The organism is Actinocorallia sp. API 0066, assembly GCF_020991275.1.
GTDB lineage: Bacteria > Actinomycetota > Actinomycetes > Streptosporangiales > Streptosporangiaceae > Actinocorallia.
The window spans coordinates 706,731-732,350 of record NZ_JAJLQY010000001.1; the positions used below are offsets into that span (position 1 = coordinate 706,731).

Consider the following 25,620-nt stretch of genomic DNA (forward strand, 5'->3'; position numbering starts at 1 on the left):
TCCGTTGAGCACGTGGAAGCACCCCGACCTGGCCGACCGGGTCGCCGTGGTGACCGGGGCGAGCCGTGGTGTGGGCCGTGGCGTCGCCCTGGCGCTCGCCGAGTGCGGCGCCACCGTGTACGTCACGGGGCGCAGCGCGGGCGGCGCCGCCACCGAGGGCCTGCCCGGCACCGTCGACGGGACGGCCGAGGAGGTCACCGCCCGAGGCGGCCGTGGCGTCGCCGTCCGCTGCGACCAGGCCGACGACGCCGACGTGGCCGACCTGTTCGAGCGGGTCCGGGAGGAGACCGGCGGGCTCGACCTGCTGGTGAACAACGCCTGGTCCGGGTACGAGCGGTCCCACGACGTCCCCTTCGACGCCCCGTTCTGGAAGCAGCCGATGTGGCGGTACGACCTGTTCGCGGGGTCGCTGCGTGGCTGGTACCTGGCGGCCCGGCTGGCGGTGCCGCTGATGCTGGAGCGCGGTAGTGGCCTCATCATCAACATCGGCTACACCGACGGGCCCACCTATCTCGGGCAGGTCGCCTACGACGTCGTCAAGAACGCGACGGACCGGATGTCGTTCGCGATGGCGCACGACCTGCGCAGACCCGGCCTGACCGCGTTGGCCCTGCACCCCGGCTTCGTCGGCACCGAACGCGTCCAGGCGGCCTGGGAGATGCTGGGCGACGGCCCCGCGCGGATCGTGCACAGCCCCGAGTACGTCGGACGTGCTGTCGCGCACCTGCTGGCCGAGCCCGATCTCGCGGCCCGGTCGGGCGCCGCGCTCGCGGTCGGCGACCTCGCCGAGGAGTACGGCTTCGACGACGTCGACGGCCGTCGCCCGCCCGCGTTCCGGCTGGAGGGCCGGATGAGCCTGGCGACCCGCATGGAACGGCTCAACCGGGTCGTCGCGAGCGCGACGGAGGGCACGGCATGAGCGGGCCCACGCGGGATCCGGGATACCGGGGCGCCTCGGCCGTCGCGATCGAGCACCACTACGACCTGGGGAACGACTTCTTCGCGCTGTGGCTGGACGACAGTCTGACCTACACCTGCGCGCTGTGGGAGCCCGGCGACGACCTGGAGTCGGCCCAGCGCCGCAAACTGGAGTACCTGGCCGAGGGCGCCGGGGCCACCGGCGCGGCCCGGGTCCTGGACGTCGGCTGCGGGTGGGGCAGCATGCTGCGCCACCTGGTGGAGCGGGAGGGCGTCGCGCACGCCACCGGGCTGACGCTCAGCCGCGCGCAGGTCGCGGACATGGCCGCCTGGACCGACGCCCGGTACGACGTCCGGGTGGAGAACTGGGCGGACCACCGGCCCGCGCGCCCCTACGACGCGGTCATCTCGATCGGCGCGTTCGAACACTTCGCTCGGCACGGGATGAACCGCGCCGAGCGGCTCGCCGCCTACCGCGCCTTCTTCAGCGCCTGCCGCGACTGGCTCCCGCCGGGCGGACGGCTCGCGCTCCAGACCAACATCGTCGGCAACGCGGGCCCGCTGCCGCGCCGGGAGCTGCGGGAGATGCTGTTCATCATCGAGCGGATCTTCCCCGAGTCGGTGATCCCGCCGCTCAGCGAGGTCGTCGAGGCGGCCGAGAAGCTCTTCGACGTCGTCACCGTCCGCAACGATCCGGGCCACTACGCGCTGACGACCCAGGCGTGGCACGACCGGCTCGCGGCGCGCCGGGCGGAGGCGGAGGCGCTGGTCGGGGAGCGGGCGGTCGCCGACTACCTGCACTACCTGTCCGCGTCGGCCCGCCACTTCCGCGGCCGCTACCTGGGGCTCGCGCGGCTCGTCCTCGAACGGGTCTGACGAAAGGCGACTGTTTTGCGACACGGCATCTACTGGCGGGACACCGAGGCCGTTGTGCCCGGCCCGCCGCTGCGGCAGGACGTGGCCTGCGACGTGGCCGTCATCGGGGCGGGCTACACAGGGTTGTGGACCGCCCACTTCCTCAAACAAGCCGATCCCGGCCTCTCGGTCCACCTCCTGGAGATGGACTACGCGGGCGCGGGCGCCTCCGGCCACAACGACGGGTTCGTCACCCCCACCATCGGGCACAGCCTGCACGGCGTGGTCCGCAGGTGGGGGCCGGAACGGGCCGCCGAAGCCTACGCGGCGGTCGGCCGGTCGATCATGGAGATCGGCAGGTTCTGCGACAAGAACGCGGTGGACGCAGAACTGGAGCGGACCGGCTTCCACATGGTGGCCACCAGCCCGTGGCAGGTCCGGCGGCTGGAGCACGACCGCGCGCTGGCCGCGCTGGTCGGCACCCGGTCGCTGCCCGAGATCGCCCGTGGCGCCGACGCCCGGGACGTCATCGGCTCGCCCGCGATCCTGGCCGCGATGCCGAGCGGCGGCGCGCTGATCAACCCGCACAGGCTCGCGCGCGGCCTGGCCCGGGTGGTGACCGAGCAGGGCGCCGTGATCCACGAACGGACCAGAGCGCACCAGATCTACCAGGACGGCGGCCGCTACCGGATCCGCACCGACCACGCGACGGTCAGCGCCGACAAGGTGCTGGTCGCCACCGACGCCTACCAGCACACGTTCCCGATGTTCCGGCGGGCGTCCCTGCCGATCTGGAGCTACGCGCTGGTGACCGAGCCGCTCACCGACGCGCAGCTCGCCCGCGTGCACTGGCCGCGCCGGGAGGGCTTTGTCGAAAGCCGCAACTTCATCGTCTTCGGCAGGCTCACCGCCGACAACCGGATCCTGTTCGGCGGCGGCCCCGCCCCCTACCGGCCGGGCCGGGACATGGACGAGTCCCGCTGGATCCACGACCGCGACGTCGAACGCTTCCTCCTGGACGCCTTCCACCGCTACTTCCCCGTCTGGACGGACGTGCGGGTCAGCCACTCCTACGGCGGCTGCATCGGGGTGACCCGCGACCTCGTCCCGCACGTCGGGCGGCACCGCACCGGGCTGTACTACGCGCACGGCTACTGCGGGAACGGCATCGCGACGACGCACACCGCGAGCAAGGCGCTGCGCGACCTCATCCTCGACCGGGACACCCCCTACGCCCGGCTGCCGTTCGTCGCCTCGGGCCCGCACCGGGAGGCGGCCTTCCCGGTCGAGCCGGTGACCCGCGTCGGCGCCAAGGCGCTGAGCGCTGTGCTGGCGCTCCAGGACCGGCGTCCCGACCTGCTGAGGAGGACGATCGTATGAGGACGTCGGAGGCGGGAACCTGCGAGGCGGCCGCCGATGCGTGAACTCACCTTCGTCGCGCGCAAGAAGGTCGAGTGGCGCGAGAGCCCGGCTCCCACGCTGACCTCGGACCACGGCGCGCTCGTCGCACCCGTCACGGCGACGACCTGCGACCTGGACTCGGCGCTGCTGGCCGGGCACGGGCTCGCCGAGCCGCCGTTCGCGTTCGGCCACGAGTGCGTCGCCAGAGTGCTCGACGTCGGCGACGCGGTCGCGACGGTGGCGCCGGGCGACCTCGTCGTCGTCCCCTGGCACATCTGCTGCGGCACCTGCGACCGGTGCCTGGCCGGGCAGCAGGCGCACTGCCGGTCGGTGCCGCCGATGGCGATGTACGGGATACCGGTCGGCGGAGACTGGGGCGGGACCTTCTCCGACGTCGTGCACGTGCCGTGGGCCGACGCGATGGCGGTCAGGCTGCCCGCCGGGCTCGACCCCGTCGCGATGGCCTCGGCCAGCGACAACTGGACCCTGGCCTGGCGGCTCACCGTCCCCTACCTTTCGGGACGGCCCGGCACCTCGGTGCTGATCGTCAGCCGGGGCAGCATCGGCCTCTACGCCTGCGACCTGGCCCGCGCGGCGGGCGCCGCCGACGTGCTCTACGTCGACCCCGACCCGGACCGGCGGGCGATCGCGGCGGGCTACGGCGCGCGGACGGCCGAGCGGATGGAGCCGGTACGGCACGGGTTCGGGCTGGCGCTCGAACTCACCGGCAGGGTGGACGACCTGGTCACCGCGCTGCGGTCGTTGCGGCCGGAGGGCCACTGCGAGAGCGCGGCCCCGCACTTCCGGCAGGGCGAACTGCCGCTCCTGGAGCTGTACCTGAACGGGACGACCCTGCGGATGGCCCGCGACAACGTCAGAGCCCACCTGGACGAGGCCCTCGACGCGGCGCTCTCGCCGGACGTCGATCCCGGCCGGGTGGTCTCCGACGTGCTCGACTGGGACGACATCCCGGACGCGATCCTGGAACCGCGCGTCAAACCGGTGTTCGTCCGCGACCCTGACCGGACGGACACCACGTCAGCGGGAAGGGGAACGGCGTGAACGAAGCCGACATCGCACCGGTCGTCGAGTTCTGGCGGCGGCTCGGCGTGCCGGGCCTGGTCGACGTGCACACGCACTTCATGCCCAAGCGGCTGCTCACGCGGGTGTGGGAGTACTTCGACGCGACGGGCCCGCTGGTCGGCCGTGACTGGCCCATCACCTACCGGTTCGAGGAGGAGGAGCGGCTCACTCGGATTCGTGCCTACGGCGTCCGGGCTTTCACGTCGATGCTCTACCCCCACAAGCCGGGCATGGCGGAGGGGCTCAACGCGTGGGCCGCCGACTTCGCCTCCCGCACGCCGGACTGCCTGCGCACCGCCACCTTCTTCCCCGAACGGGAAGCGGGCGACTATGTCACACGGGCGATCGAGGGCGGGGCCCGGCTCTTCAAGTCCCACCTCCAGGTGGGCGCCTACGACCCGCGTGATCCGCTGCTGGATCCGGTGTGGGCGGCGCTGGCCGACAGCGGGACGCCGGTGGTCGTGCACTGCGGGTCGGGGCCCGTGCTGTCGGGCCCGTTCACCGGTCCCGGACCCATGCTGGCGACCCTGGCGAGGTTTCCCCGGCTGCCGCTCGTCGTCGCGCATCTGGGCCTGCCGGAGTACGGCGAGTTCCTGCGGGCGGCCGTCCGGTATCCCGGCGTCCGGCTGGACACCACCATGGCCTTCACCGACTTCATCGAGGAGGAGGCGCCGTTCCCCCGCGCGGAGCTGCCGCTGCTGGCCGACCTCCGGGAGCGGATCCTGTTCGGCAGCGACTTCCCGAACATCCCCTACCCGTACGTCCACGCGCTTGAGGTGCTGGAGAAACTCGACCTCGGCGACGACTGGCTCCGCGCCGTCTGCCACGACAACGGCGCCGCGCTCTTCGGGATCTGACGGCGGTGCCGCTCGGCAGGGGAGAGGTGCGGGTCTGGTGGGCGGTGGCCGACGGCCCCGCGCGCCCGCCCCCGGACCCCGTGGAACGCCGACGCTACGACGCCCTGCGGTCACCGGAGGCCAGACGGACCTTCGCCCTGGGCTGCGCCCTGCTCCGCGCGGTCGCCGCCGAACACCTCGGGTGCGCCCCCGGCGCGGTCCCGCTCGACCGCCGGTGCGCCGGGTGCGGCGGCCCGCACGGCAAACCGCGCGTCGTCGGCGCGCCCTGGCTCGGGCTGTCGCTCTCGCACGACGGCCCGAGGGCGGTGTGCGCGGTGGCGCGGGACCTGGCGCTCGGCGTCGACCTGGAGAGCGGCGACGGCTCCGCGCGGTTGGCGCGCCGGATCCTCTCGGCGGACGAGGCGGCCTCCTACCGGCGCTGCCCGCCCGCCCGCCGACCCGAGGCGATCCGGGCCTACTGGACGCGGAAGGAGGCGGTCCTGAAAGCCACGGGTGACGGCCTGCGGACCCCGATGCGCGCCCTGACGGTGTCGGCCCCGGACCGGGACCCGGAACTCCTCGCCTGGCACGGCAGATCCCCGCTGCCTCCCATCACCCTGCACCGCCTGCACGGTGTGCGGCCCGAGGCGAACGCCCCTTCGGCGGTCCTGGCGGCGCTCGGCCGCCCCCCGTCCTCCCTCGGCGAGTTCGACGCCGCGCCCCTCCTCGGTCACCGCTAGGACATCCGGGGCCCTGGGGAGATTTGTTGTTATTTGGGACTATTGATCCTGGGGGATGGGGATGACGGTGTTTATCCAGGTGGCGTGGGTTGTGTCGGATACGCCGGGATTTCACAGGAAGTTTCTGGATGTCGCGGGATAACTGATGCGGTTCACCTGGGAAGGGCTACAGACCCTATGCCCAAGGGGAGGCGCGGTGTCGGTGACGGTGCAGGACGTACACGGGTACGTCCATGGAGTCTGTTTCAAGAAGGGCCCGCCGGGGACGGTCGGGGCGGAGACCGAGTGGTTCGTCAGCGACCCGGCGCGGCCGCGCGAGCACGTGCCGGTGGCGCGGCTGCGGCGGGCGCTGGCCGAGCCGCTGCCCGGTGGCAGCCGTGTGACGTTCGAGCCGGGCGGCCAGGTGGAGCTCAGCTCACCGCCCGCCGACGGGCCCGAGGCCGCCTGCGCGGTGCTCGGCGCCGATCTCGCCGAGGCGCGGCGGCGGCTCGCGGGCCTCGAACTCGTCGGGCTCGGCGTCGATCCGCACCGGCCGTCGGTGCTCCAGGTCGAGGACGAGCGGTACGCGGCGATGAGCGCCTATTTCGGCGACCTGACGATGATGTGCTCGACCGCCTCGGTCCAGGTCTGCCTGGACATCGGCGCGGACGCCGCGCAGGCGGCCCGGCGGTGGCGCCTCGCGCACCTGCTCGGCCCGGTGCTCGTCGCCGCGTTCGCCAACTCGCCGCTGCGGCACGGCCGCCGCACCGGCCACGTGTCCACCCGGCAGGCGGTGTGGGCGCGGCTGGACCGGTCCCGCACGTCCGCGCCCGTCGGCGCGATCCCCGAGACGGCGTGGGCCGAGTACGCGCTCGACGCCCGCGTCATGGTCATCCGCAGGGACGGCAAGTGGCTGCGCGACCCCGGCTTCACGTTCCGGCAGTGGATCCACGACGGCGACCCCACCGTCGAGGACCTCCGCTACCACCTGACCACGCTGTTCCCGCCCGTCCGGCCGCAGGGCTGGCTGGAGCTGCGGATGATCGACGAGTTGCCCGAGCCGTACTGGCGGGTCCCGGTCGCGGTCGTCACCGCCCTGTTGGACCGTGCCCCCGACGCGGCCGAGCAGGCGGCGGCCCCGGCGGCCGGCCTGTGGGCGCTGGCGGCCCGTGACGGCCTGCGCGACCCCGTCCTGGGCCGCGCTGCGGTCGCCTGCTTCGAGGCCGCCATCGCGCGGCTGGACGGCCCGCTCAGGGCGCTCACCGAGGAGTACGCGGAACGGTACGTCGTGCGCGGGCTGTGTCCCGCCGACGACGTGTTGAAGGAGGCGGGAGAGCACGCATGGACGCGATGAGGGAGCGGATCGCCGCGCGGCTCACGCGGGCGAGGGAGCGCAGCGACCTCCTGACGGCGCTGGAGGACGCCGACCTCACCTCCCAGGTGTCGCCGCTGATGTCGCCGCTGGTGTGGGACCTCGCCCACGTCGGCAACTACGAGGAGCTGTGGCTGCTGCGCGCGGCCGTGGGCGCGGCGCCGCTGCGCCCGGAGATCGACGGCCTGTACGACGCCTTCGAACACCCCCGGTCGACCCGCCCCACGCTGCCCCTCCTGCCGCCCGAGGAGGCGCGGCAGTACATCCGCACGGTCCGCTCGATGGTCCTGGACTCCCTGGACGGCCTCCGCGAGGACCGCCTGTTCCTCTACGACATGGTGATCCAGCACGAGCACCAGCACGACGAGACGATGCTGGCCACCCACCAGTTGCGCAAGGAGCCGTCCGGGCTTCCGGAGCCGGAGGCGGACGTCACCGAGGTCACCCCGTTCGAGCCGGAGAGGTTCGTTCCCGGAGGCCCGTTCACGATGGGCACCGACGACCCCGAGGTGTACGACAACGAGCGTCCCGCCCACGTGGTGGACGTCGCCCCCTTCTTCATCGACACCGTCCCGGTGAGCAACGCCGCGTACATGGCGTTCATCGAGGACGGCGGCTACGAGAACGAGCGCTGGTGGCACCCGCAAGGCTGGGCGTGGAAGCAGGCCAAGCAGGCCAAGGCCCCCGCCTTCTGGTTCCGTGAGGGCGTGTGGCTACGCCGCCGGTTCGGGACGGTCGAGCAGGTGCCGCCGGACCAGGCTGTCCAGCACGTCTGCTGGTACGAGGCCGACGCCTACGCGCGCTGGGCCGGTCGCAGGCTGCCGACCGAGGCCGAGTGGGAGAAGGCGGCCCGCTGGGACGAGACGGCACAGCGCTCCCTGCGCTACCCGTGGGGGGACTCCTACCTCCCCGGCAGGGCCAACCTGGGCCAGCGCAGGCTCCAGCCCGCGAAGGCCGGCGCCTACGCGGACGGCGCCTCCCCGTCGGGGGTGCGCCAACTCGTCGGCGACGTGTGGGAGTGGACGTCCACCGACTTCCACGGATACCCCGGCTTCCAGGTGAAGCCTTACAAGGAGTATTCGGAGGTCTTCTTCGGCCCCGAGTACAAGGTCCTCCGGGGCGGCTCGTGGGCGACGGACCCGGTCGCCGCGCGTGGCACGTTCCGTAACTGGGACTACCCGATCCGGCGCCAGATCTTCGCCGGGTTCCGCTGCGCGAGGAGCCTCTGACCTTGTGCCGACACCTGGGCTATCTGGGCCCGCCGCGCAGCCTGCACTCCCTCGTCTACGGGCCTCCGCACTCGCTGGAGCGGCAGGCGTGGGAGCCGAGGCTGTGCGTGCGCAACAAGCTGAACGCCGACGGGTACGGGGTCGGCTGGTACGCCGGAGACAGGGCGCTGCGCTACCGCCGCGCCCAGCCGATCTGGACGGACGCCTCCTTCGCCGAGATAAGCGAGGTCATCCAGGCGTCCTGCGCGGTGGCGGCCGTGCGCAGCGCCACCCCTGGTTTCCCGGTCGAGGAGTCGGGAGCCCAGCCGTTCCGGTGTGAGCGCTGGCTGTTCAGCCACAACGGGCGGGTCGAGGGGTTCGGCGCGGTCGAGGCCAAGCTCCGCGAGCTGGCCGGGGACCTCTCCCTCGTGCCGGAGGCCCGCGCCCCGCTGGACTCGGCGCTGCTGTTCGCCAGGACGGTCCGGTCGTGGCGCGGCGGCCGGAGCCTCGCCGAGGGCCTCGCCGAGACGGCGCTGACGCTCGCCGCGATCGCACCGGGCGAGTACAACCTCCTCGCCTCCGACGGCACCTCGCTGGCCGCCACCGCCTGGGGGAACTCCCTGTTCACGCGGGAGGCGGGCGGGGCCGTCGTCATCGCGTCCGAGCCGTACGACGGCAGCCCCGCCTGGCAGCCCGTCCCCGACCGCTCGTTGGTCACCGCGACGCCCCAGGGCGACGCCGTGCGCCTCGCCATCCATCCGCTGAGCTGAAGGAGAGCCATGGACGCCCACCCCAAGCCCGAGATCCTGCTCGCGCCCGGCGCGCTCGACGCCGCGCTGCGCGCCGACGTGCGCGCGGGACTCACCGCGACGCCCAAGACCCTGCCGCCGAAGTGGTTCTACGACGAGCGGGGAAGCGCCCTGTTCGACCGGATCACCCGGCTTGAGGAGTACTACCCGACCCGGCGGGAACGCGCCGTCCTCACCGAGCGGGCCGCCGAGGTCGCCGCGCTCACCGGCGCCCGCACCCTGGTGGAGCTGGGCGCGGGCTCGGGCGAGAAGACAAGGCTGCTGCTGGACGCCCTGGACCTGGACACGTACGTGCCGGTGGACGTCAGCGGCGAGTTCCTGGCCGAGGCCGCCGCCAAGATCGCCGCCGACTATCCGGGGCTGCTGGTCCGGCCCGTCGTCGCGGACCTGGAGGAGCACCTGGCCGCGCTGCCGAGCGGCCCGCGCCCGCTCGTGGCGTTCCTGGGCGGCACGATCGGCAACATGACGCCCGCCGAGCGGCACCGGTTCCTCACCGCGGTGCGCGGCCTGCTCGGCCCGGACGGCGCGTTCCTGCTCGGCGCCGACCTCGTGAAGGACACCGGGAGGCTCGTCCGCGCCTACCACGACGCCGAGGGCGTCACCGCCGCGTTCAACCGCAACGTGCTGCGGGTCATCAACGAGCGCCTGGACGCCGACTTCGACCCCGACGCGTTCGCCCACGTCGCGGTGTGGAACGAGGCGGAGGAGTGGATCGAGATGCGCCTGCGCGCCCTGCGCCCGCAGACCGTCCACGTGCGGGCCCTGGACCTCACCGTGGCGTTCGCCGACGGCGAGGAGATGCGCACGGAGATCTCCGCGAAGTTCCGGCCCGCCGGGCTCAAGGAGGAGCTGACCGCCGCTGGCTTCGACGTCTCGGTGCTCTGGACGGACGATGACGGCGACTTCAGTGTGACGATCGCCACCCCCGCCTCCGTGTGAACGGCGCGAACCCCATCCCCGGCGCGGTTACGGCGCCGGGGCCGGGGTGTCCGAAACACAGGACACAAGAACTGTCACAGTGCCGATCTAGGGTGGGTGCATGCCGAATTCGCGGGGCCGCGTCACGATCCGTGAGCTGGCGCGGGCCACGGGCCTGTCGCCGGCCGCCGTGTCGTACGCGCTGCGCGGCCTGCACACCTCCGCCGAGACGCAGCGCCGGGTGCGCCGCGCCGCCGCCGAACTCGGCTACCGGGCGCACCCGATCGCGCGGGCGCTGGCCAGCGGCCGCACCTGCACCGTCGGCGTGCTGTGCGGCTCGCTCGCCGACCACTGGCAGCGCGATCTCGCCGTCCGGATCGGCCGTGAGCTGCTGGAGCACAACCGGTACTCGATCATCGTGGACGCGGCGGGCGATCCCGGCCGCGAGGCGGAGCTGGCCCGGCGGCTGAGCGGCCAGCAGGTGGACGGCCTCATCGTGCAGGCCCTCGATCCGGCGGCCCCGGTCTGGGCGGAGCTGGCCGAGGCGGTGCCCATCGTGCCGATCGGCGACGCGCTCACCGGGAACACCCGAGGCGAGGTCGTCTTCGACAACCGGCGCGGCGTGACGCTCGCGCTGGAGCACCTGCACGGCCTGGGCCACCGCCGGGTCGGCGTGCTCACCTCCACCCTCGCCGACACCCCCGACCGGCCAGCCGACGTGCACGTCAGGGCCGAGGCGGCCCGGCTCGGCCTCACCGTCGAGGTTGCGGTGAGCGGGGCGGGCGAGCACGAGGCGGCGGGCGCCGCCGCCCGGCTGCTCACCAGGTCGCCGCCGCCCACCGCCGTCTTCTGTTTCTCCGACTCCATCGCCTACGGCGTCTACGCGGCGGCGCGGGCGCTCGGCCTGCGCGTCCCGCAGGACGTCTCGATCTGCGGCTACGACGCGCACGCCCTGTCGGAGCTGCTCACGCCGTCGCTCACCACGGTGGACTGGCGGCTGCCCGAGGTCGCCGCCGACGCCGTCTCCCTCATGGTCGCCGCCCTCGACGACGACGCGCCCGAGCCCGTCGTGCCGGGCGCCCGGAAGGGGTGGCGGCGGGCGGCGGGTGACGGCGGGGGTGCCGGGCGAAGGAGCGGTTCCGGCGGCGGAAGCCGGATCGTCCGGGAGCCGGTGCTGGTTCCGCGCGGTTCCACCGCCCCGCCCGGCGGCGCCGCGCGCACGACTGATGAGGTGGAAAGGTGATCTCCTTCAAGGGCGTGACCAAGCGGTACGCCGACGGCACGGTCGCGGTGGACGGCCTCGACCTGGAGCTGGCGACCGGCGAGATCACCGTGTTCGTCGGCCCGTCCGGCTGCGGCAAGACGACAACGCTGCGGATGATCAACCGGATGGTCGAGCCGACCTCCGGTGTCATCGCGATCGACGGCGTGGACGTCACCACCAGGCCGGCGGCCGAGCTGCGGCGCGGCATCGGCTACGTGATCCAGCAGGGCGGCCTGTTCCCGCACCGCACCGTGCTGGACAACGTCGCGACCGTGCCGCTGCTGCTCGGCTGGGACAAGAAGAAGGCACGCGAGCGGGCCCGCGAGCTGCTGCCACGGGTCGGCCTGGACGCCGCGCTGGGCGCCCGCTACCCGCACCAGCTCTCCGGCGGCCAGCAGCAGCGCGTCGGCGTGGCCCGCGCGCTCGCCGCCGACCCGCCCGTGCTGCTCATGGACGAGCCCTTCAGCGCCGTCGACCCGGTGGTCCGCGCCGGGCTCCAGGAGGAGTTCCTCCGGCTCCAGGCCGAGCTGCACAAGACGATCGTGTTCGTCACCCACGACATCGACGAGGCGGTCCGGCTCGGCCACCGGATCGCGGTGTTCGCCAAGGGCGGCCACGTCGCCCAGTACGCGACACCGCGCGAGCTGCTGGCCGCGCCCGAGCCCGGCTTCGTCACCGAGTTCCTCGGCGGCGAACGCGGCCTGCGCAAACTCCGGTTCTTCGCCGAACTGGACGCGACGCCCGAGGCGGCCCGCCCAGGCTCGGGTGAGGCGCCGGGCGCGACGGCGTTGGGGGAGGCGCCCGATGCCTGAGGGCGAACCGCTCGTCCGGTGGGACTGGATCGCCTCGCACATCGAACTGTTCGGCGACCTCACCGTGGAGCACCTGAAGCTGTCGCTGCTCCCGATCCTGTTCGGGCTGCTCATCGCGGTGCCGCTCGGGGTGCTGTGCGCGCGCTGGGGCTGGCTCTACCCTCCGGTCCTCACCATCGCGAACATCCTCTACGCGGTGCCTTCACTCGCGCTGTTCCTGGTGCTGCTCGACTTCACCGGCCTGACGATCTGGACGGTCGTCATCCCGCTCACCCTGTACACACTGTCCGTGCTCGTCCCGAACGTCGTGGACGGGCTGCGCCAGGTGCCCGAGCAGACCCGCCAGGCGGCCGTCGCCATGGGGTACACGCCGCTGCGGCGGCTGGTCGCGGTGGAGCTGCCCATCGCCGTCCCGGTGATCATGGCCGGGGTGCGGGTCGCGACGGTCTCCAACATCAGCCTCGTCAGCGTCGGCGCGCTCATCGGCATCGGCGGGCTCGGCCGCCTGTTCAAGGACGGCTTCGACCTCCAGTTCACCACACCGGTGTTCGCCGGGATCGTGCTCATCATCGCGCTCGCCGTGCTGTTCGACTTCGCGCTCGTGCTGCTCCAGCGCCTCCTCACCCCCTGGACGGCGCGGTGAACGCGGGCTGGGAGTGGATCACCGACCCGGCCAACTGGCACGGGTCCGACGGCATCCCCGTCCGGCTCGCCGAGCACGTCGGGTACACGCTGCTGGTGCTGCTCGTGGCGCTGGCCATCGGGCTGCCGCTCGGCCTGTTCATCGCGCACGCGGGCCAGCGCGCCGCCTTCGCGGTCATCAACACCGCCAACGGCGCCCGCGCCCTGCCGACGCTGGGCCTGCTCGTCCTCATCTTCCTGCTCAGCACCGGCAGCGACGTCGCCGCGCTGATCCCGCTGGTGATCCTGGCGATCCCGCCGATCCTCGTCAACGCCTACGAGGGCATCCGGCAGGTCGAACCCCAGGTCAGGGACGCGGCGCGGGGCATGGGCATGACCGGCCGCCAGGTGCTGTTCCGGGTCGAGCTGCCCATCGCCGTCCCGCTGATCCTGCTGGGCGCGCGCACCGCCGCCGTGCAGGTCGTGGCGACGGCCACCGTCGCCGCCTATATCAACCTCGGCGGCCTCGGCGGCTACATCATGGACGGCATTCTCCTGCGCGAGTACGGCGAAGCCGTGGGCGGCTCCGTCCTCGTCGTCCTCCTGGCCGTCTCCGTCCAGGGACTTTTCACCCTCTTCACCCACCTGGTCACCCCCAGGGGCCTGCGAAAGGAACACGCTTGAGATCCCTGAAGATCATCGCCGGAACCGCTCTGGTCGCGTTGGCGGCCGCCGGTTGCGGCGGCTCGTCGGACAACCCGCTGGACGAGAAGACCACCGCGGCCACCGGAGAGACGGTGACCATCGGGTCCGCCGCGTTCCCGGAGAGCGTGCTGCTCGCGGAGATCTACGCGGGCGCGCTTGAGGCCAAGAACGTCAAGGTCGAGCGGAAGCTGAGCATCGGCGAGCGCGAGGTCTACTACAAGCTGCTGGAGACCGGCGGCATCGAGGTGCTGCCGGAGTACAACGGCGCCCTGCTCGCCTACCTTGACCCGGAGGCGGCGCTCCCGCCCACCACCGAGGAGACCAACAGCCAGATCACGGCCAAGCTGCCCGCCGGCCTGAAGATCCTGGACTCGGCCGCCGCGGAGGACAACGACTCCCTCACCGTCAGCGCCAAGACCGCCGCCGACCACAGCCTGAAGACCATCGCCGACCTCGCCCCGGTCGCCAAGGACTTCACCGTCGGCGGCCCGGCCCCGTTCGAGAAGCGCTTCAAGGACAAGCTGAACGAGGCGTACGGCCTGACGTTCAAGGAGTGGAAGCCGGACCGCTCCGGCGGCGGCAACATCCCGACCTGGCTGAAGAACGGCGACGTCCAGGTCGGCAACGTCTTCACCACCACCCCGGCGATCGTGCTGAACGACCTCGTCGTCCTGGAGGACCCCAAGGGCGTGTTCGGCCGTCAGAACATCACCCCGCTGATCAAGGCCGACGGTGTTCCCCAGGCCGGCCAGGACGCCCTCAACGCCGTCTCGGCGAAGCTCACCACCGAGGGCCTGCTGGACCTGATGAAGAAGGTCGCGACCGACAAGACCGACCCCGCCGTCGTCGCCAAGGAATGGCTCGGCGCCAACCTGTAAGGCGGACCATCGAACACAGCCTGGGGGGCGGCCGCCCCCCAGGCCGTAGGGCCGGTTCAAACACAAAACCGTGTTCGCGGACCCGGGCAAAGTCCGCGAACACGGCTTCGTTCCGCCGATGATCCCTTCGCGCGACCAGGTGGCCGCTCGCACAACGGGATCGCTGCGCCACCCGGACCGGAGGGCGCTCGGAGATCTCCGGCGGTCCCGGACGCCCCGGGCTGACGGGAACGGGGGCAGAACCCGTCGTGGGCGTCCGGAGTCTTCAGTTGTGGTCGGGGGCCCGTGCGGGCCCATGGGTCAGGGGGTCGTGGGGGTCACCGCTGGGGCGGGTTCCACAGGTCGGCGAGATCGGGCAGCACCACGTCCGGCAGGATCGCCTTGTCGTGTTTGCCCGGCCTGCCGTGTCCGTCGTGCTTGTCCTTGCGGTCGTGCCGGTTCTTGCCGTCGCGGTCCCAGCCCTGCGGCCAGCCGTTCTGCCAGTCCCGCCAGTCGCGCTCGGACGGCCAGTCCTTCGGCCAGTCCGTCGGGACGCCGCCCTGCCCGGTCACCAGCGCCTTGCAGAGGGCCAGCGCCTTCTGCCTGCCGCCCGCCGCCTTGATGAGCGGCTCCAGCTGCTTGCGCGACTTGCCGTCGAGCAGCGCCTTGCACAGCTCCAGCGCCGACGGCGAGGCCGCCGGCGCGGGGGTGACGGGCGCGGGCGCCTGCTTGCGGGTGAGCGGAGGCGCGCTCATCGAGGGTGTGGGCTTCTTCGGAGTGCTGACCGGGTTGCGGCCCGGCACCCCGCCACTGGCGATCGCCACCCCGCCCACGGCGCCCACCACCAGAACCGCCCCGGAGACCCTGATCGTCCAGGCCCGGGCCGACCTGCGGCTGAGTACTGCTGGCAGCGGTGATGACCTCACCCCTCGGTGCGCGCCCCGCCGGGGGGCGGAGCTGATCGGACTTCCCTGCGCGAACGCCTCCTGGAAGGCCGCCATGACGTTCTCCTCGCCCGCCAGCTCCTCGGGACGGCCGGGTGAGGCCGCCGCCGCGAGCAGGTCGGTGAGAGGTCCGTCGTGGCCTGCCGAATTCCCGCCGAGCATCTGCTCGGCGGCCCTCCGGCTGATCCGTCTGGCGTTCATCTCACTTCTCTCAGCGTCGGGGTGGACGAAAGTGTCACTGGAGTTCTCCGGCGAGTTTTCGCAGACCTCGGTAGGCCGCGGTGCGCACCGCGCCCGCCCGCTTGCCGAGCACCTGGCCGGCGGTCTTGGCGTCGAGCCCGAGGACGACGCGCAGCAGCACCGCCTCGGCCTGGTCGCGCGGCAGCCGCATGATGAGCCGCAGGGCACGTTCGGTGCCGAGCCCGTCGAGCGCGCTGAGCGCCGTGTCATGATCCCCCGCCACCCCGGTCAGCTCCTCCAGCGGGGTGTCCGCACGCGGCCTCCTCTGCCGCATCCGGACATGGTCGAGGGCGCGGTTGCGGGCGATCGTGGTGGCCCAGCCACGGAAACCGTCGTAGGTGCCGCGGAAGGACGGCAGGTCCCGGACGATGTGGAGCCACGCCTCCGACGCGATGTCCTCGGCGTCCTCGGCCACGAGCGCGCGGAGGTAACGCAGGAGCCTGGGTTGGAGGTCCTGGTAGACGCTTCGGAAAGCCGCCTCGTCGCCCTGCTGGGCCAGCCCGACGAGCACCGAGAGTTCGGCTTCGTCGGCGGGAGTCCGCTGCGCCACCTTCCGATCCACCCGCCTAACTATGGTCGTTCGACGGGGCATAAGTGAACAGGTCAGGACTTTTCCAGTTTCTTTTCGTCGGGCGTGGGCATCCGGCGTCCGGGCGGGTGTGTCGGGCCGGTCCATCCGGGCAGGACTAGGGCATGGGGGCAGCAGGGGCCGGCGACCCGCTCGTCGAGGTGGGCGTGGGTCCGCTCACGGTCGAGCAGGTCGTCGCGGTGGCGCGGCGCGGCACCCTGGTCGGGCTGACCGGGGAGGCGCTCACCGCGATGTCGGCCGCGCGCGCCCGGGTCGAGGAGCTGGCCGCGCTGCCCACTCCCGTCTACGGCGTCTCCACCGGGTTCGGCGCGCTCGCCACCCGGTTCATCGACCCCGCCCAGCGCGTCCGCCTCCAGACGTCGCTGGTCCGCTCGCACGCGGCGACCAGCGGGCCCGAGGTCGAGCGCGAGGTCGTCAGGGCGATGATGCTGCTGCGCCTGGCCACCCTGGCCACCGGACGCACCGGGGTCAGGCCGCGCGTCGCGCTCACCCTCGCCTCGGTGCTCAACGCGGGCATCACCCCGGTCGTGGGAGAGTACGGCTCGCTCGGCTGCTCCGGCGATCTCGCGCCGCTCGCGCACTGCGCGCTCGCCCTCACCGGCGAGGGCGACGTGCGGGACGGCGCGGGCGCCGTCCGTCCGGCCGCCGCCGCGCTCGCCGACGCGGGCATCCACCCGGTGGTCCTCGCCGCGAAAGAGGGCCTCGCGCTCATCAACGGCACCGATGGGATGCTCGGCATGCTCGTCCTCGCCCTCGTGGACTTCCGGCTGCTGCTGCGCACCGCCGACGTCGCCGCCGCGATGAGCGTCGAGGCGCTGCTCGGCACCGACCGCGCCTTCGCCCCCGAGCTCGTCGCGCTGCGCCCGCACCCCGGCCAGGCCGTCTCGGCGGCCAACCTGACGGCGCTGCTGGCGGACTCGGGCATCATGGCGTCGCACCGGGGCCCCGAGTGCACCCGCGTGCAGGACGCCTACTCGCTGCGCTGCGCCCCGCAGGTCGCCGGGGCCGCCCGCGACACGCTCGCGCACGCGGCCGTCATCGCCGAGCGGGAGCTGGCCGCCGCCGTCGACAACCCGGTGGTGACGGCCGACGGAAGGGTCGAGTCGAACGGCAACTTCCACGGCGCGCCGCTGGCCTACGCGCTGGACTTCCTGGCCATCCCCGTCGCCGACGTCGCCTCGATGTCCGAGCGGCGCACCGACCGCATGCTCGACAAAGCGCGCTCGAACGGGCTGCCGCCCTTCCTCGCCGAGGACCCCGGCGTCGATTCAGGGATGATGATCGCCCAGTACACGCAGGCTTCGATCGTCGCCGAGCTGAAACGGCTCGCCGTCCCCGCCTCGGTGGACTCCCTTCCGTCGTCGGCGATGCAGGAGGACCACGTCTCGCTCGGCTGGAACGCGGCGCGCAAGCTGCGCCGCGCCCTCGACGGGCTCGCCCGGGTGCTCGCCGTGGAGATCGTCACCGCGGCCCGCGCCCTCGACCTGCGCGCCCCGCTGCGCGCCGCCCCCGCGACGGCCGCCGTGGTGCGGGCGCTGCGCCACCGGGTGCCGCCGCCCGGCCCCGACCGCTTCCTCGCGCCCGAGCTGGAGGCCGCCTTCAGGCTCGTGCGCCGGGGCACCCTGCTTCAAGCCGCCGAGGCCGTGACGGGGCCGCTGCCGTAGGAGGACGGATGAGCCACTTTCCCGCGCGCGCCGCGCGCGGCACGCTACTCACCGCCAAGGGCTGGCCCCAGGAGGCGGCGCTCCGCATGCTCGACAACAACCTCGACCCCGAGGTCGCCGAGCACCCGGACGAGCTCGTCGTCTACGGCGGCACGGGCAAGGCGGCCCGCAACCGGGAGTGTTACGCGGCGATCCGGCGCGGCCTCACCGAGCTGGACGACGACGAGACGCTCCTCGTCCAGTCCGGCAAGCCCGTCGGGGTGTTCCGGACGCACGAGTGGGCGCCGCGCGTGCTCATCGCCAACTCCAACCTTGTCCCGGAATGGGCGAACTGGGAGGAGTTCCGCCGTCTCGAACACCTCGGGCTGACCATGTACGGCCAGATGACAGCGGGCTCGTGGATCTACATCGGCACCCAGGGCATCCTCCAGGGCACCTACGAGACGTTCGCGGCGGTCGCCCGTAAGCGGTTCGGCGGCTCCCTCGCCGGGACGATCACGCTGACGGCGGGGCTCGGCGGGATGGGCGGGGCGCAGCCTTTGGCCGTCACCATGAACGGCGGCGTGGCGATCTGCGTGGAGTGCGACCCGTCCCGGATCGACCGGAGGGTGGAGGGCGGCTACTGCGACGTCCAGGTCCTCACCGTCGGGGAGGCGCTGGAACTCGCGGTGCAGGCCAGGGACGAGCGGCGCGCGCTCTCGATCGGGGTGCTCGGCAACGCGTGCGAGGTGGTGCCGGAACTGCTGGCGGCGGGCGCGCCCGTGGACGTCGTCACCGACCAGACGTCGGCGCACGACCCGCTCAGGTACCTGCCCGAGGGCGTCCCGTTCGACGCGTGGGCGGAGCTGCGCGAGGCCGACCCCGTCGGGTTCGCGCACCGGGCGCGGGCGTCGATGGCCAGGCACGTCGAGGCGATGGTCGGGTTCCAGGACGCGGGCGCCGAGGTGTTCGACTACGGCAACTCGCTGCGGGCCGAGGCCAGGCTCGGCGGGTACGCGCGGGCGTTCGCCTACCCGGGATTCGTTCCCGCCTATATCCGGCCGCTGTTCTGCGAGGGCAAGGGGCCGTTCCGGTGGGCCGCGCTGTCCGGTTCGTCCGCCGACATCGCGGCGACCGACCGGGCCGTCCTCGACCTCTTCCCCGAGGACGAGGCGCTGGCCCGGTGGATCCGGATGGCCGGGAAACGGGTGCGCTTCCAGGGGCTGCCCGCGCGGATCTGCTGGCTCGGCTACGGCGAACGCGCGGCGGCCGGGTTGCGGTTCAACGAGATGGTCGCGCGCGGCGAGATCACCGCGCCGCTCGCCATCGGCCGCGACCACCTGGACTGCGGCTCGGTCGCCTCGCCCTACCGCGAGACGGAGGCGATGGCCGACGGGTCCGACGCCATAGCCGACTGGCCGCTGCTCAACGCCCTGCTCAACACCGCGTCGGGCGCGTCATGGGTGTCGATCCACGAGGGGGGCGGCGTGGGCATCGGGAAGTCCGTACACGCGGGCCAGGTGTGCGTCGCCGACGGGACGGGCCTCGCCGCCCGCAAACTGGAACGGGTCCTCACCAACGATCCAGGGCTCGGCGTCGCCCGACTCGCCGACGCCGGATACCCGCGAGCCCGCGAGGTGGCCTTGGAACGCGGCGTCACCATCCCGATGAATCCCGACGAAGTCGGGGTCGCGAAGCGGCCGACCTCCGGGCCTATTGAACACGGCCCGGGGGCGGCCGCTCCCGACGAAGTCGGGGTCGCGAAGCGGCCGACCTCCGGGCCTATTGAACACAGCACGGGGGAGGTCTGATGGCCGCGTTCGCCGCGCTGTGGGAGTCGCTGCTGCCGATCGGCCGCGACCCGGTGACGGGCGGCTACCACCGGATCGCGTGGTCGGAACCCGAGCTGCGCTGCCGCGCCTGGTTCACCCACGAGGCCGAACGGCGCGACCTGACCGTCGAGCGCGACGGCAACGGGAACCTGTTCGCGTGGTGGGTGGAGGGGCGCGGCCAGGCCGTCCTCACCGGCAGCCACTTCGACTCGGTGCCCGGCGGCGGCGCCTTCGACGGGCCGCTCGGCATCGTCTCCGCGTTCGCCGCCCTCGACCTGCTGCGCGCCGAGGGCTACCGGCCCGCCCACCCCATCGGGATCGCCGCGTTCGCCGAGGAGGAGGGCTCCCGGTTCGGCATCTCCTGTCTGGGTTCGCGGCTTCTGTCGGGGGAGATCGACCCGGACCGGGCGCGGGTACTGGCCGACGCCGAGGGGGTCACCTTCGCCGAAGCCGTTACGGCCGACCTGGGGCCCGGTGCCCTGGACGCGTTCCGGATCGGGCGTGACGATGCCCTGCTGGGGCGGATCGGATGCTTTGTGGAACTCCACGTAGAGCAGGGGCGTGCCTTGGACGTCCCCGTGGGCGTCGCGGGGGCCATCTGGCCGCACGGGCGGTGGCGGCTCGACTTCGCCGGGCGCGGCGACCACGCCGGATCCACCCGCCTGGAGGACAGGCACGACCCGATGCAGCCGTTCGGGCACGCCGTCATCGCCGCGCGCGAGGCGGCCGAACGGCACGGGGCCCGCGCCACCATCGGCCGGGTCAACACCGTGCCCGGCGGCACGAACGTCATCGCCTCGCACGTCACGGCCTGGCTGGACGCGCGCGGGCCCGGCGACGAGGTGGTCCGGGCGACCGTCGCGGAGATCCGGGAACGGGTGTCCCTCGCGGCGGCCTTCCACGGCGTCGAGTTCGGCCTGACGCCCGAGTCGTACACGCCGCTCGTCGACTTCGACCCCGACTTGCGCAAACGGATGCTCGCCGCGCTCGGCGGCGTGCCCGTCCTGCCGACCGCCGCCGGACACGACGCGGGCATCCTCGCGGCCCGGCTGCCGACCGCGATGCTCTTCGTGCGGAACCCCACCGGCGTCTCGCACGCGCCCGAGGAACACGTCACCGAGGAGGACTGCATGGCCGGGGTCGCCGCCCTCGCCGCCGTCCTGCGCGACCTGGCGGGTGCCTGATGCGCTGGCACGCCGAACTCGCCTGGACCGGAGACGGACTCGCCGAGGACGTCCTCATCGAAGCGCACGGAGGCAGGTTCACCACCATCCGGCCCGGCACCCACCGTCCGTCTGACGCGTTTGTGCTTTCGGGCCTCACCCTGCCCGGCTTCGCCAACACCCACTCGCACGCCTTCCACCGGGCCCTGCGCGGCCGCGTCCAGCAGGGCGAGGGCACCTTCTGGAGCTGGCGCGAACGCATGTACGCCGCCGCCGAACGGCTCACGCCCGAGACGTACTTCGAGGTGGCCCGCGCCGCCTACGGCGAGATGGCGCTCGCCGGGATCACCTGCGTGGGCGAGTTCCACTACGTCCACCACCAGCCGGACGGCACCCCCTACAGCGACCCCAACGCGATGGGAGACGCCCTCGTGGAGGCGGCCATGCAGGCGGGCATCCGTCTGACGCTGCTGGACGCCCTCTACCTGCGCGGCGGCCCCGGCAAGCCGCTACGAGGCGCGCAACGCCGCTTCGGAGACGGCGACGCCGCCATCTGGGCCGCCCGAGTCACCGCCCTACGCACCCGCACCCTCCAGTTGCCGCACGTGAAGGTGGGCGCCGCCGTCCACTCGGTGCGCGCCGTGCCCCGCGACCAGTTGCCCGTCGCCGTCGCGTGGGCCCGCGACCACGAGGCGCCCCTGCACGTCCACCTCTCCGAGCAGCGCGCCGAGAACGACGGCTGCCTGGCCGAACACGGCCTCACCCCCACCCGGGTCCTGGCCGAGGCCGGCGCCCTGGGCCCCCGCACCGTGGCCGTCCACGCCACCCACATCACCGCCGCCGACCTCGACCTCCTGTCGGGCACCGGCACCGGCATCTGCCTCTGCCCGACCACCGAACGCGACCTGGCCGACGGCATAGGCCCGTCCGCCGCCCTCCGCGACGCGGGCTGCGACATCAGCCTGGGCACCGACCAACACGCTCTCATCGACATGTTCGCCGAAGCCCGAGACGTCGAATGGGGCGAACGCCTCAAATCCGGCCACCGAGGCACCTGGACCCCCTACGAACTCCTCACCGCCGCCACCTCCACCGGCCACGAAGCTTTGGGCTGGCCCGACGCCGGCCGCCTGGAACCCGGCGCCAGAGCCGACCTAGTAACCATCTCCCTGGACTCCGTCCGCCTAGCCGGCACCGACCCGTCCACCGCCCCCTCCACCGCCATCTTCGCCGCCTCCCCCTCCGACATCCACCACGTGGTCGTCTCCGGCCGCCACATAGTCCGAGACCACCACCACACCCTCCTCCCCCCCGTCCCCACCCTCCTAACCGAAGCCATCCACAACCTCTGGTCCTAACCCTCCCGCCGCGCTTTCCCGGCCCCGGGACCCAGACACACAAGCCCCGACCCCGTCACGCGACGGGTGGGAACGTCCCCGCCCCCACCCGCCTCCGGCAGCGCCCCTAGGACGCCGCCCTTGCTCCCTGGAAGTTGGCCTCGCTCAGATCGCAGTCCCGGAAGACCACGTCCCTGAGCGTGGCGAAGCGGAACGAGGCGAGGTCCGCGCGGCATCCGGTGAACAGGACGGCGTCCCCAAAATCGACGGACAGATAGACCCCGTCCTCATCGAGGACACGGCCCGGAACGAGCGCGTCCGGAATTCTGGGGGCGACGGGTTCGGCTTGTCGCCCTGTCGAACCGCCATACCGGTGAGCCTACCGTCGTGGCCCGTCGAAGCAGGTCAGAAGGTGTAGGGCTGGTGGGTTACTCCGTTGTCGAAGTTGGAGAGGAGGTAGGTGGGGTCGCCCTTGGTTTGGATGTCGGGGAGGCGGGTGAAGAGTTCTCGGAACATGATCTTGAGTTCCATGCGGGCCAGGTTGGCGCCCAGGCAGAGGTGGGCGCCGGGGCCGCCGAAGCCCACGTGGGGGTTGGGGGAGCGGGTGATGTCGAAAGAGTTCGGGTTGGGGAAGACGTCCGGGTCCCGGTTGGCGGCTTGGTAGAAGAGGACGACCTTGTCGCCGGGGTGGAAGGGGTGGCCACCCAGGGTGTACGGGGACTTCAGGGTGCGGCGGAACTGGATGATGGGGGAGACGTAGCGGACGATCTCCTCGATGGCGGGGCCGATGCGGGAGTCGTAGTCGGCCAGGAGGTACTCGCGCTGGTCGGGGTGTTCGGTGAACAGGCGGATGCCGTGGGAGAGGGCGTTGCGGGTGGTCTCGTTGCCCGCGACCAGGAGGAGGTCGAAGAAGGAGCCCAACTCGCGGATGGTGAGGGCTTCGCCGTCCACGTTGGCGTTGACGAGAGCGGACACCAGGTCGTCCTGGGGGTTGCCTCGGCGCTCGCGGGCCATCTTCGCGACGAGGCGGTGCAGGTCGACGATGGCCTTGAGGTTTCCGGCGAGGAGGCGCAGGGTACGCGGGGAGAAGAGTGAGCCGCGGACCCCCGAGTACTCCGTCATGACGTCGATGCGCTTGAGCACGTAAGGGCGCTGCTCGGGCGGGATGCCCATCATGGCGCAGATGACCTCGATGGGCAGGCGGGCCGCGATCTGCTCGACGAAGTCGCCGGCGCCCTCCCGCTCGACGTCGTCCACGATGCGGGTCGCCGTCGCCTGGACGTCGTCGGCCAGCCCGGCGAGCATCTTCGGGCTGAACGCGCGCGAGACGATCCGGCGCAGCCGCCCGTGCCGCGGGTCGTCCATGTTCACCATCGGACGCCCGAACAGCGCGGCCACCCACGGCGGCGGCTCCGGCGACGTCGCGGCCGGCTCGCTGGAGAACACCTTGGTGTTCCGGCTGGCCTCCACCACGTCCGCGTGCCGGACCAGCGCGTAGAACCCCTTGCCCTCCCGGACGAACGGGATCCGCGGCTCGGCGTAGAACACCGGCGCGCCGAGCTCCCGCAGCCGCGCGAACTCGGCGTGCCGCTCGGCGTGCGGGCGCGCCCAGAACTCCGTGCCGACAAGGTCCGTGCTGGCGTTCATCGGTTGGTCCACCTGATCTCGTAGGGCTTGAGGTCGACGGACTTCCCGTCGACGTCGGCGGTGAGGGGGGACTCGGAGGTGTTGACGATGAGGAGGTCGGTGCCGGACGCGAGGGTGTGCACCCTGGCGTCGGAGACCCTGACGGCGCGCAGCTCGGTGCCGGGCGGGAACAGCCGCACGAAGTTCTGCAGGAGCTGGAGCGGCGGCAGGGCGGCCCCACTGGCGTCCCACAGGCAGCTCGTGCAGTTCGCGTTGCCCTGACCCTGCGGGCTCCAGTACAGCGCGCCCGCCGCGCCGGACTTCGCGAACCTGATCATCGCGTCGGCCTGGACGGCTTGGAGCTTGGGCGCGGGCCAGCCGGAGTCGGCCTGCTCGGTGTACCACTCGGCCCACACGACGGGCAGCTCGGCCTTGCTCCGCAGCCACTCGGTGACGGCCGCGAACTTGGTGTTGTCGCGGATCGGGTCCTCGTGCGCGGTGCGGTCCTCGGGCAGCGACGAGCCGTCCACAACGATGAAGTCGGCGCCCTGCTTGTGCTCGATCCAGTACTGGATCGCGGTGAGCGCGCGCTGGTCGGCGGCGCCCCACGGGCCCTTCAGCTCCTTGGACGCCGCGGAGTGCGCGTCGGCGTAGGAGTTGACGGGGATGTACGGGCCGCCCACCTGGAGGTCGGGGTTCACCTTCTTCAGCGCCGTGTACACCTTGTTGTAGAGCTGGGTGTAGCCCTCGAAGTCCCACCGGTTGGCGTCCTGGTTGAAGAAGCCCTTGAACTCGTTCCAGACGAAGTAGTACTTGACGTCCGGGTAGCGGCGGGCGACCTCGGCGGCCTGGACGGCGAACGCGTCGAAGAACTGCGGCTTGGGGGAGTCCTCGAGGTGGTTCCAGTCGGTGGCTCCCGCCGGGCCGCCCTTCATCCAGTCGGGCGCGCAGCACAGGGTGATCATGGGGACGCCGCCGGTGTCGCGGATGTCACCGACGCGCCTGTCCAGCGACGTCCAGTTGTACTGGCCGGGGGCGGGCTGCGGGTTGTCGGCGCCGAAGCCCATGATGTGCTGGACCTGGAGCATGGGCACCTGGGCGACGGTGGGTTTGGCGGCGGGGGCGGCTTCGAGGCTGGTCTGGGTGTGCGTGAAGCCCCAGTTCGTCCAGTCGCCGGGCGGGCCGGCGCTGATCTGGCCGACGGAGGCGGTGTCGGCGACGGGCCCTGAGCCCTGGTCGCCGCGGGACAGGTAGAGGAAGAGGGAGACGACGAGGGCGCCGGCGAGTGCGGCGCCCAGGGCGATCATCCAGCGGGGTCTCCTGCGGCCGTGGCGGCCGCGCCGGGGCGATGTCGCGGTGCGGAGCTGCGGCGGCGAAGGATGGCCTTGCACGGTGCCTCCAGAGTCGGATTGTGCTTTCCCCGTGTTTGAACGCCGGACCGCCGCCCTGGTTCACCAGGATCTCTCACCGGAATGGCTTACCTGGAAAGTACGGTTCAATTACCCACGGTACCGGGAGTGTTCCCCGATTGCGATCAGCCATACCGGACGGCGCGGACCACGCCGGATCTGGCCGTTTCTCCGGGATTCTCAGGGATTCTCCGTGGTTTCTGGGGTTTATGGGACGGTTCCGGGTTCCTCGCCGTGCCCTTCCTTCTTCCGCTCCGTCTGGTCGGCCAGCAGCGCCCGCAACCCCGGCTCGTCGTCGGACGCGAGCGTCATCGCCAGCCCCGCCTGGAGCTGGGCGTCGGTGAGGTCGCCGGTGCGCGTCGCATACCACCGGCCCGCGTCGCTGCGCCAGACCTGCCACCCCGGATAGGCGGCTTCGATGTGCGCCTTGAGGTCCTCGAAGTCTCCCATCCGGCAGGT

Annotated in this window: 24 protein-coding genes and 1 pseudogene; 19 read left to right on the forward strand and 6 right to left on the reverse strand. The window is 72.5% G+C overall.

Annotated features, from left to right (window positions below):
• Nucleotides 1–4: 4 nt before the first annotated feature.
• The 15 genes and pseudogenes from LO762_RS03320 to LO762_RS03390 all read left to right on the forward strand — a co-directional run bounded on the left by LO762_RS03320 (nt 5) and on the right by LO762_RS03390 (nt 14,399).
• Nucleotides 5–919 (forward strand): SDR family NAD(P)-dependent oxidoreductase, encoded by a 915-nt coding sequence (locus LO762_RS03320; RefSeq protein ID WP_230612232.1) that lies wholly within the window; start codon nt 5–7, stop codon nt 917–919.
• Complete coding sequence (locus LO762_RS03325) at nt 916–1,794, forward strand: cyclopropane-fatty-acyl-phospholipid synthase family protein (protein WP_230612235.1); 879 nt, start codon at nt 916–918, stop codon at nt 1,792–1,794. Before LO762_RS03320 ends, LO762_RS03325 begins: the two co-directional genes overlap by 4 nt.
• Nucleotides 1,795–1,809: 15 nt before the next feature.
• Complete coding sequence (locus LO762_RS03330) at nt 1,810–3,153, forward strand: FAD-binding oxidoreductase (RefSeq protein ID WP_230612238.1); 1,344 nt, start codon at nt 1,810–1,812, stop codon at nt 3,151–3,153.
• A 36-nt stretch (nt 3,154–3,189) separates the two neighbouring features.
• On the forward strand, nt 3,190–4,236 hold the full coding sequence (locus LO762_RS03335) for a zinc-binding dehydrogenase (protein ID WP_230612241.1): 1,047 nt from the start codon (nt 3,190–3,192) through the stop codon (nt 4,234–4,236).
• Entirely contained in the window at nt 4,233–5,114 is an 882-nt protein-coding gene (locus LO762_RS03340; RefSeq protein ID WP_308103237.1) for an amidohydrolase family protein, read from the forward strand. The genes LO762_RS03335 and LO762_RS03340 overlap by 4 nt, the downstream gene beginning before the upstream one ends.
• Nucleotides 5,115–5,119: 5 nt before the next feature.
• Nucleotides 5,120–5,833 carry a 4'-phosphopantetheinyl transferase superfamily protein gene (locus LO762_RS33330; protein ID WP_230612251.1) on the forward strand — a complete coding sequence of 238 codons (714 nt, stop codon included), beginning with the start codon at nt 5,120–5,122 and terminating at the stop codon, nt 5,831–5,833.
• A gap of 196 nt (nt 5,834–6,029) precedes the next feature.
• Nucleotides 6,030–7,166 carry an ergothioneine biosynthesis glutamate--cysteine ligase EgtA gene (gene egtA / locus LO762_RS03350; RefSeq protein ID WP_230612253.1) on the forward strand — a complete coding sequence of 379 codons (1,137 nt, stop codon included), beginning with the start codon at nt 6,030–6,032 and terminating at the stop codon, nt 7,164–7,166.
• Nucleotides 7,154–8,413 carry an ergothioneine biosynthesis protein EgtB gene (gene egtB / locus LO762_RS03355; protein ID WP_230612256.1) on the forward strand — a complete coding sequence of 420 codons (1,260 nt, stop codon included), beginning with the start codon at nt 7,154–7,156 and terminating at the stop codon, nt 8,411–8,413. Before egtA ends, egtB begins: the two co-directional genes overlap by 13 nt.
• A 2-nt stretch (nt 8,414–8,415) precedes the next feature.
• Nucleotides 8,416–9,162 (forward strand): ergothioneine biosynthesis protein EgtC, encoded by a 747-nt coding sequence (egtC, locus tag LO762_RS03360; protein ID WP_374201524.1) that lies wholly within the window; start codon nt 8,416–8,418, stop codon nt 9,160–9,162.
• Nucleotides 9,163–9,171: 9 nt separating this feature from the next.
• Nucleotides 9,172–10,140, forward strand: coding sequence for an L-histidine N(alpha)-methyltransferase (egtD, locus tag LO762_RS03365; protein WP_230612260.1), 969 nt, complete (start codon nt 9,172–9,174; stop codon nt 10,138–10,140).
• 100 nt (nt 10,141–10,240) lie between these two features.
• Nucleotides 10,241–11,362 carry a LacI family DNA-binding transcriptional regulator gene (locus LO762_RS03370; RefSeq protein ID WP_230612263.1) on the forward strand — a complete coding sequence of 374 codons (1,122 nt, stop codon included), beginning with the start codon at nt 10,241–10,243 and terminating at the stop codon, nt 11,360–11,362.
• Nucleotides 11,359–12,105, forward strand: a pseudogene (locus LO762_RS03375) (ABC transporter ATP-binding protein); the annotation flags it as partial. The gene LO762_RS03370 and the pseudogene LO762_RS03375, both read left to right, overlap by 4 nt.
• 82 nt (nt 12,106–12,187) lie before the next feature.
• Complete coding sequence (locus LO762_RS03380; RefSeq protein ID WP_230612265.1) at nt 12,188–12,838, forward strand: ABC transporter permease; 651 nt, start codon at nt 12,188–12,190, stop codon at nt 12,836–12,838.
• Complete coding sequence (locus LO762_RS03385; RefSeq protein ID WP_230612267.1) at nt 12,835–13,500, forward strand: ABC transporter permease; 666 nt, start codon at nt 12,835–12,837, stop codon at nt 13,498–13,500. Before LO762_RS03380 ends, LO762_RS03385 begins: the two co-directional genes overlap by 4 nt.
• Nucleotides 13,497–14,399, forward strand: coding sequence for an ABC transporter substrate-binding protein (locus LO762_RS03390; RefSeq protein WP_230612269.1), 903 nt, complete (start codon nt 13,497–13,499; stop codon nt 14,397–14,399). Before LO762_RS03385 ends, LO762_RS03390 begins: the two co-directional genes overlap by 4 nt.
• Nucleotides 14,400–14,716: 317 nt before the next feature.
• On the opposite strand, the gene LO762_RS03395 is transcribed toward LO762_RS03390, so the two are convergent.
• Nucleotides 14,717–15,523 carry a hypothetical protein gene (locus LO762_RS03395; protein ID WP_230612271.1) on the reverse strand — a complete coding sequence of 269 codons (807 nt, stop codon included), beginning with the start codon at nt 15,521–15,523 and terminating at the stop codon, nt 14,717–14,719.
• A gap of 34 nt (nt 15,524–15,557) precedes the next feature.
• Nucleotides 15,558–16,124 (reverse strand): RNA polymerase sigma factor, encoded by a 567-nt coding sequence (locus tag LO762_RS03400; RefSeq protein ID WP_230612273.1) that lies wholly within the window; start codon nt 16,122–16,124, stop codon nt 15,558–15,560.
• Between the two features lie 131 nt (nt 16,125–16,255).
• On the opposite strand from LO762_RS03400, the gene hutH reads away from it, so the two are divergent.
• From hutH to LO762_RS03420, 4 genes are read left to right on the forward strand one after another with little or no spacing between them, the layout of a single operon-like run.
• Nucleotides 16,256–17,815, forward strand: coding sequence for a histidine ammonia-lyase (gene hutH / locus LO762_RS03405; RefSeq protein WP_230612275.1), 1,560 nt, complete (start codon nt 16,256–16,258; stop codon nt 17,813–17,815).
• A gap of 8 nt (nt 17,816–17,823) precedes the next feature.
• Nucleotides 17,824–19,605: a urocanate hydratase gene (gene hutU / locus LO762_RS03410; protein ID WP_230612277.1), complete on the forward strand. Its 1,782-nt coding sequence runs from the start codon at nt 17,824–17,826 to the stop codon at nt 19,603–19,605.
• On the forward strand, nt 19,605–20,810 hold the full coding sequence (locus LO762_RS03415; RefSeq protein WP_230612279.1) for an allantoate amidohydrolase: 1,206 nt from the start codon (nt 19,605–19,607) through the stop codon (nt 20,808–20,810). Before hutU ends, LO762_RS03415 begins: the two co-directional genes overlap by 1 nt.
• The gene (locus LO762_RS03420) at nt 20,810–22,147 is read left to right on the forward strand and encodes a formimidoylglutamate deiminase (protein ID WP_230612281.1); all 1,338 of its coding nucleotides are present in this window, start codon (nt 20,810–20,812) and stop codon (nt 22,145–22,147) included. The genes LO762_RS03415 and LO762_RS03420 overlap by 1 nt, the downstream gene beginning before the upstream one ends.
• A 106-nt stretch (nt 22,148–22,253) precedes the next feature.
• On the opposite strand, the gene LO762_RS33335 is transcribed toward LO762_RS03420, so the two are convergent.
• The 4 genes from LO762_RS33335 to LO762_RS03435 all read right to left on the reverse strand — a co-directional run bounded on the left by LO762_RS33335 (nt 22,254) and on the right by LO762_RS03435 (nt 25,611).
• Nucleotides 22,254–22,451: a pentapeptide repeat-containing protein gene (locus LO762_RS33335; RefSeq protein WP_308103328.1), complete on the reverse strand. Its 198-nt coding sequence runs from the start codon at nt 22,449–22,451 to the stop codon at nt 22,254–22,256.
• Between the two features lie 80 nt (nt 22,452–22,531).
• Nucleotides 22,532–23,773, reverse strand: coding sequence for a cytochrome P450 (locus LO762_RS03425; RefSeq protein ID WP_230612283.1), 1,242 nt, complete (start codon nt 23,771–23,773; stop codon nt 22,532–22,534).
• Nucleotides 23,770–25,059, reverse strand: coding sequence for a xylan 1,4-beta-xylosidase (locus LO762_RS03430; RefSeq protein ID WP_230612285.1), 1,290 nt, complete (start codon nt 25,057–25,059; stop codon nt 23,770–23,772). The genes LO762_RS03425 and LO762_RS03430 overlap by 4 nt, the downstream gene beginning before the upstream one ends.
• A 309-nt stretch (nt 25,060–25,368) precedes the next feature.
• Nucleotides 25,369–25,611 carry a hypothetical protein gene (locus LO762_RS03435; RefSeq protein WP_230612287.1) on the reverse strand — a complete coding sequence of 81 codons (243 nt, stop codon included), beginning with the start codon at nt 25,609–25,611 and terminating at the stop codon, nt 25,369–25,371.
• Between the last annotated feature and the right edge of the window lie 9 nt (nt 25,612–25,620).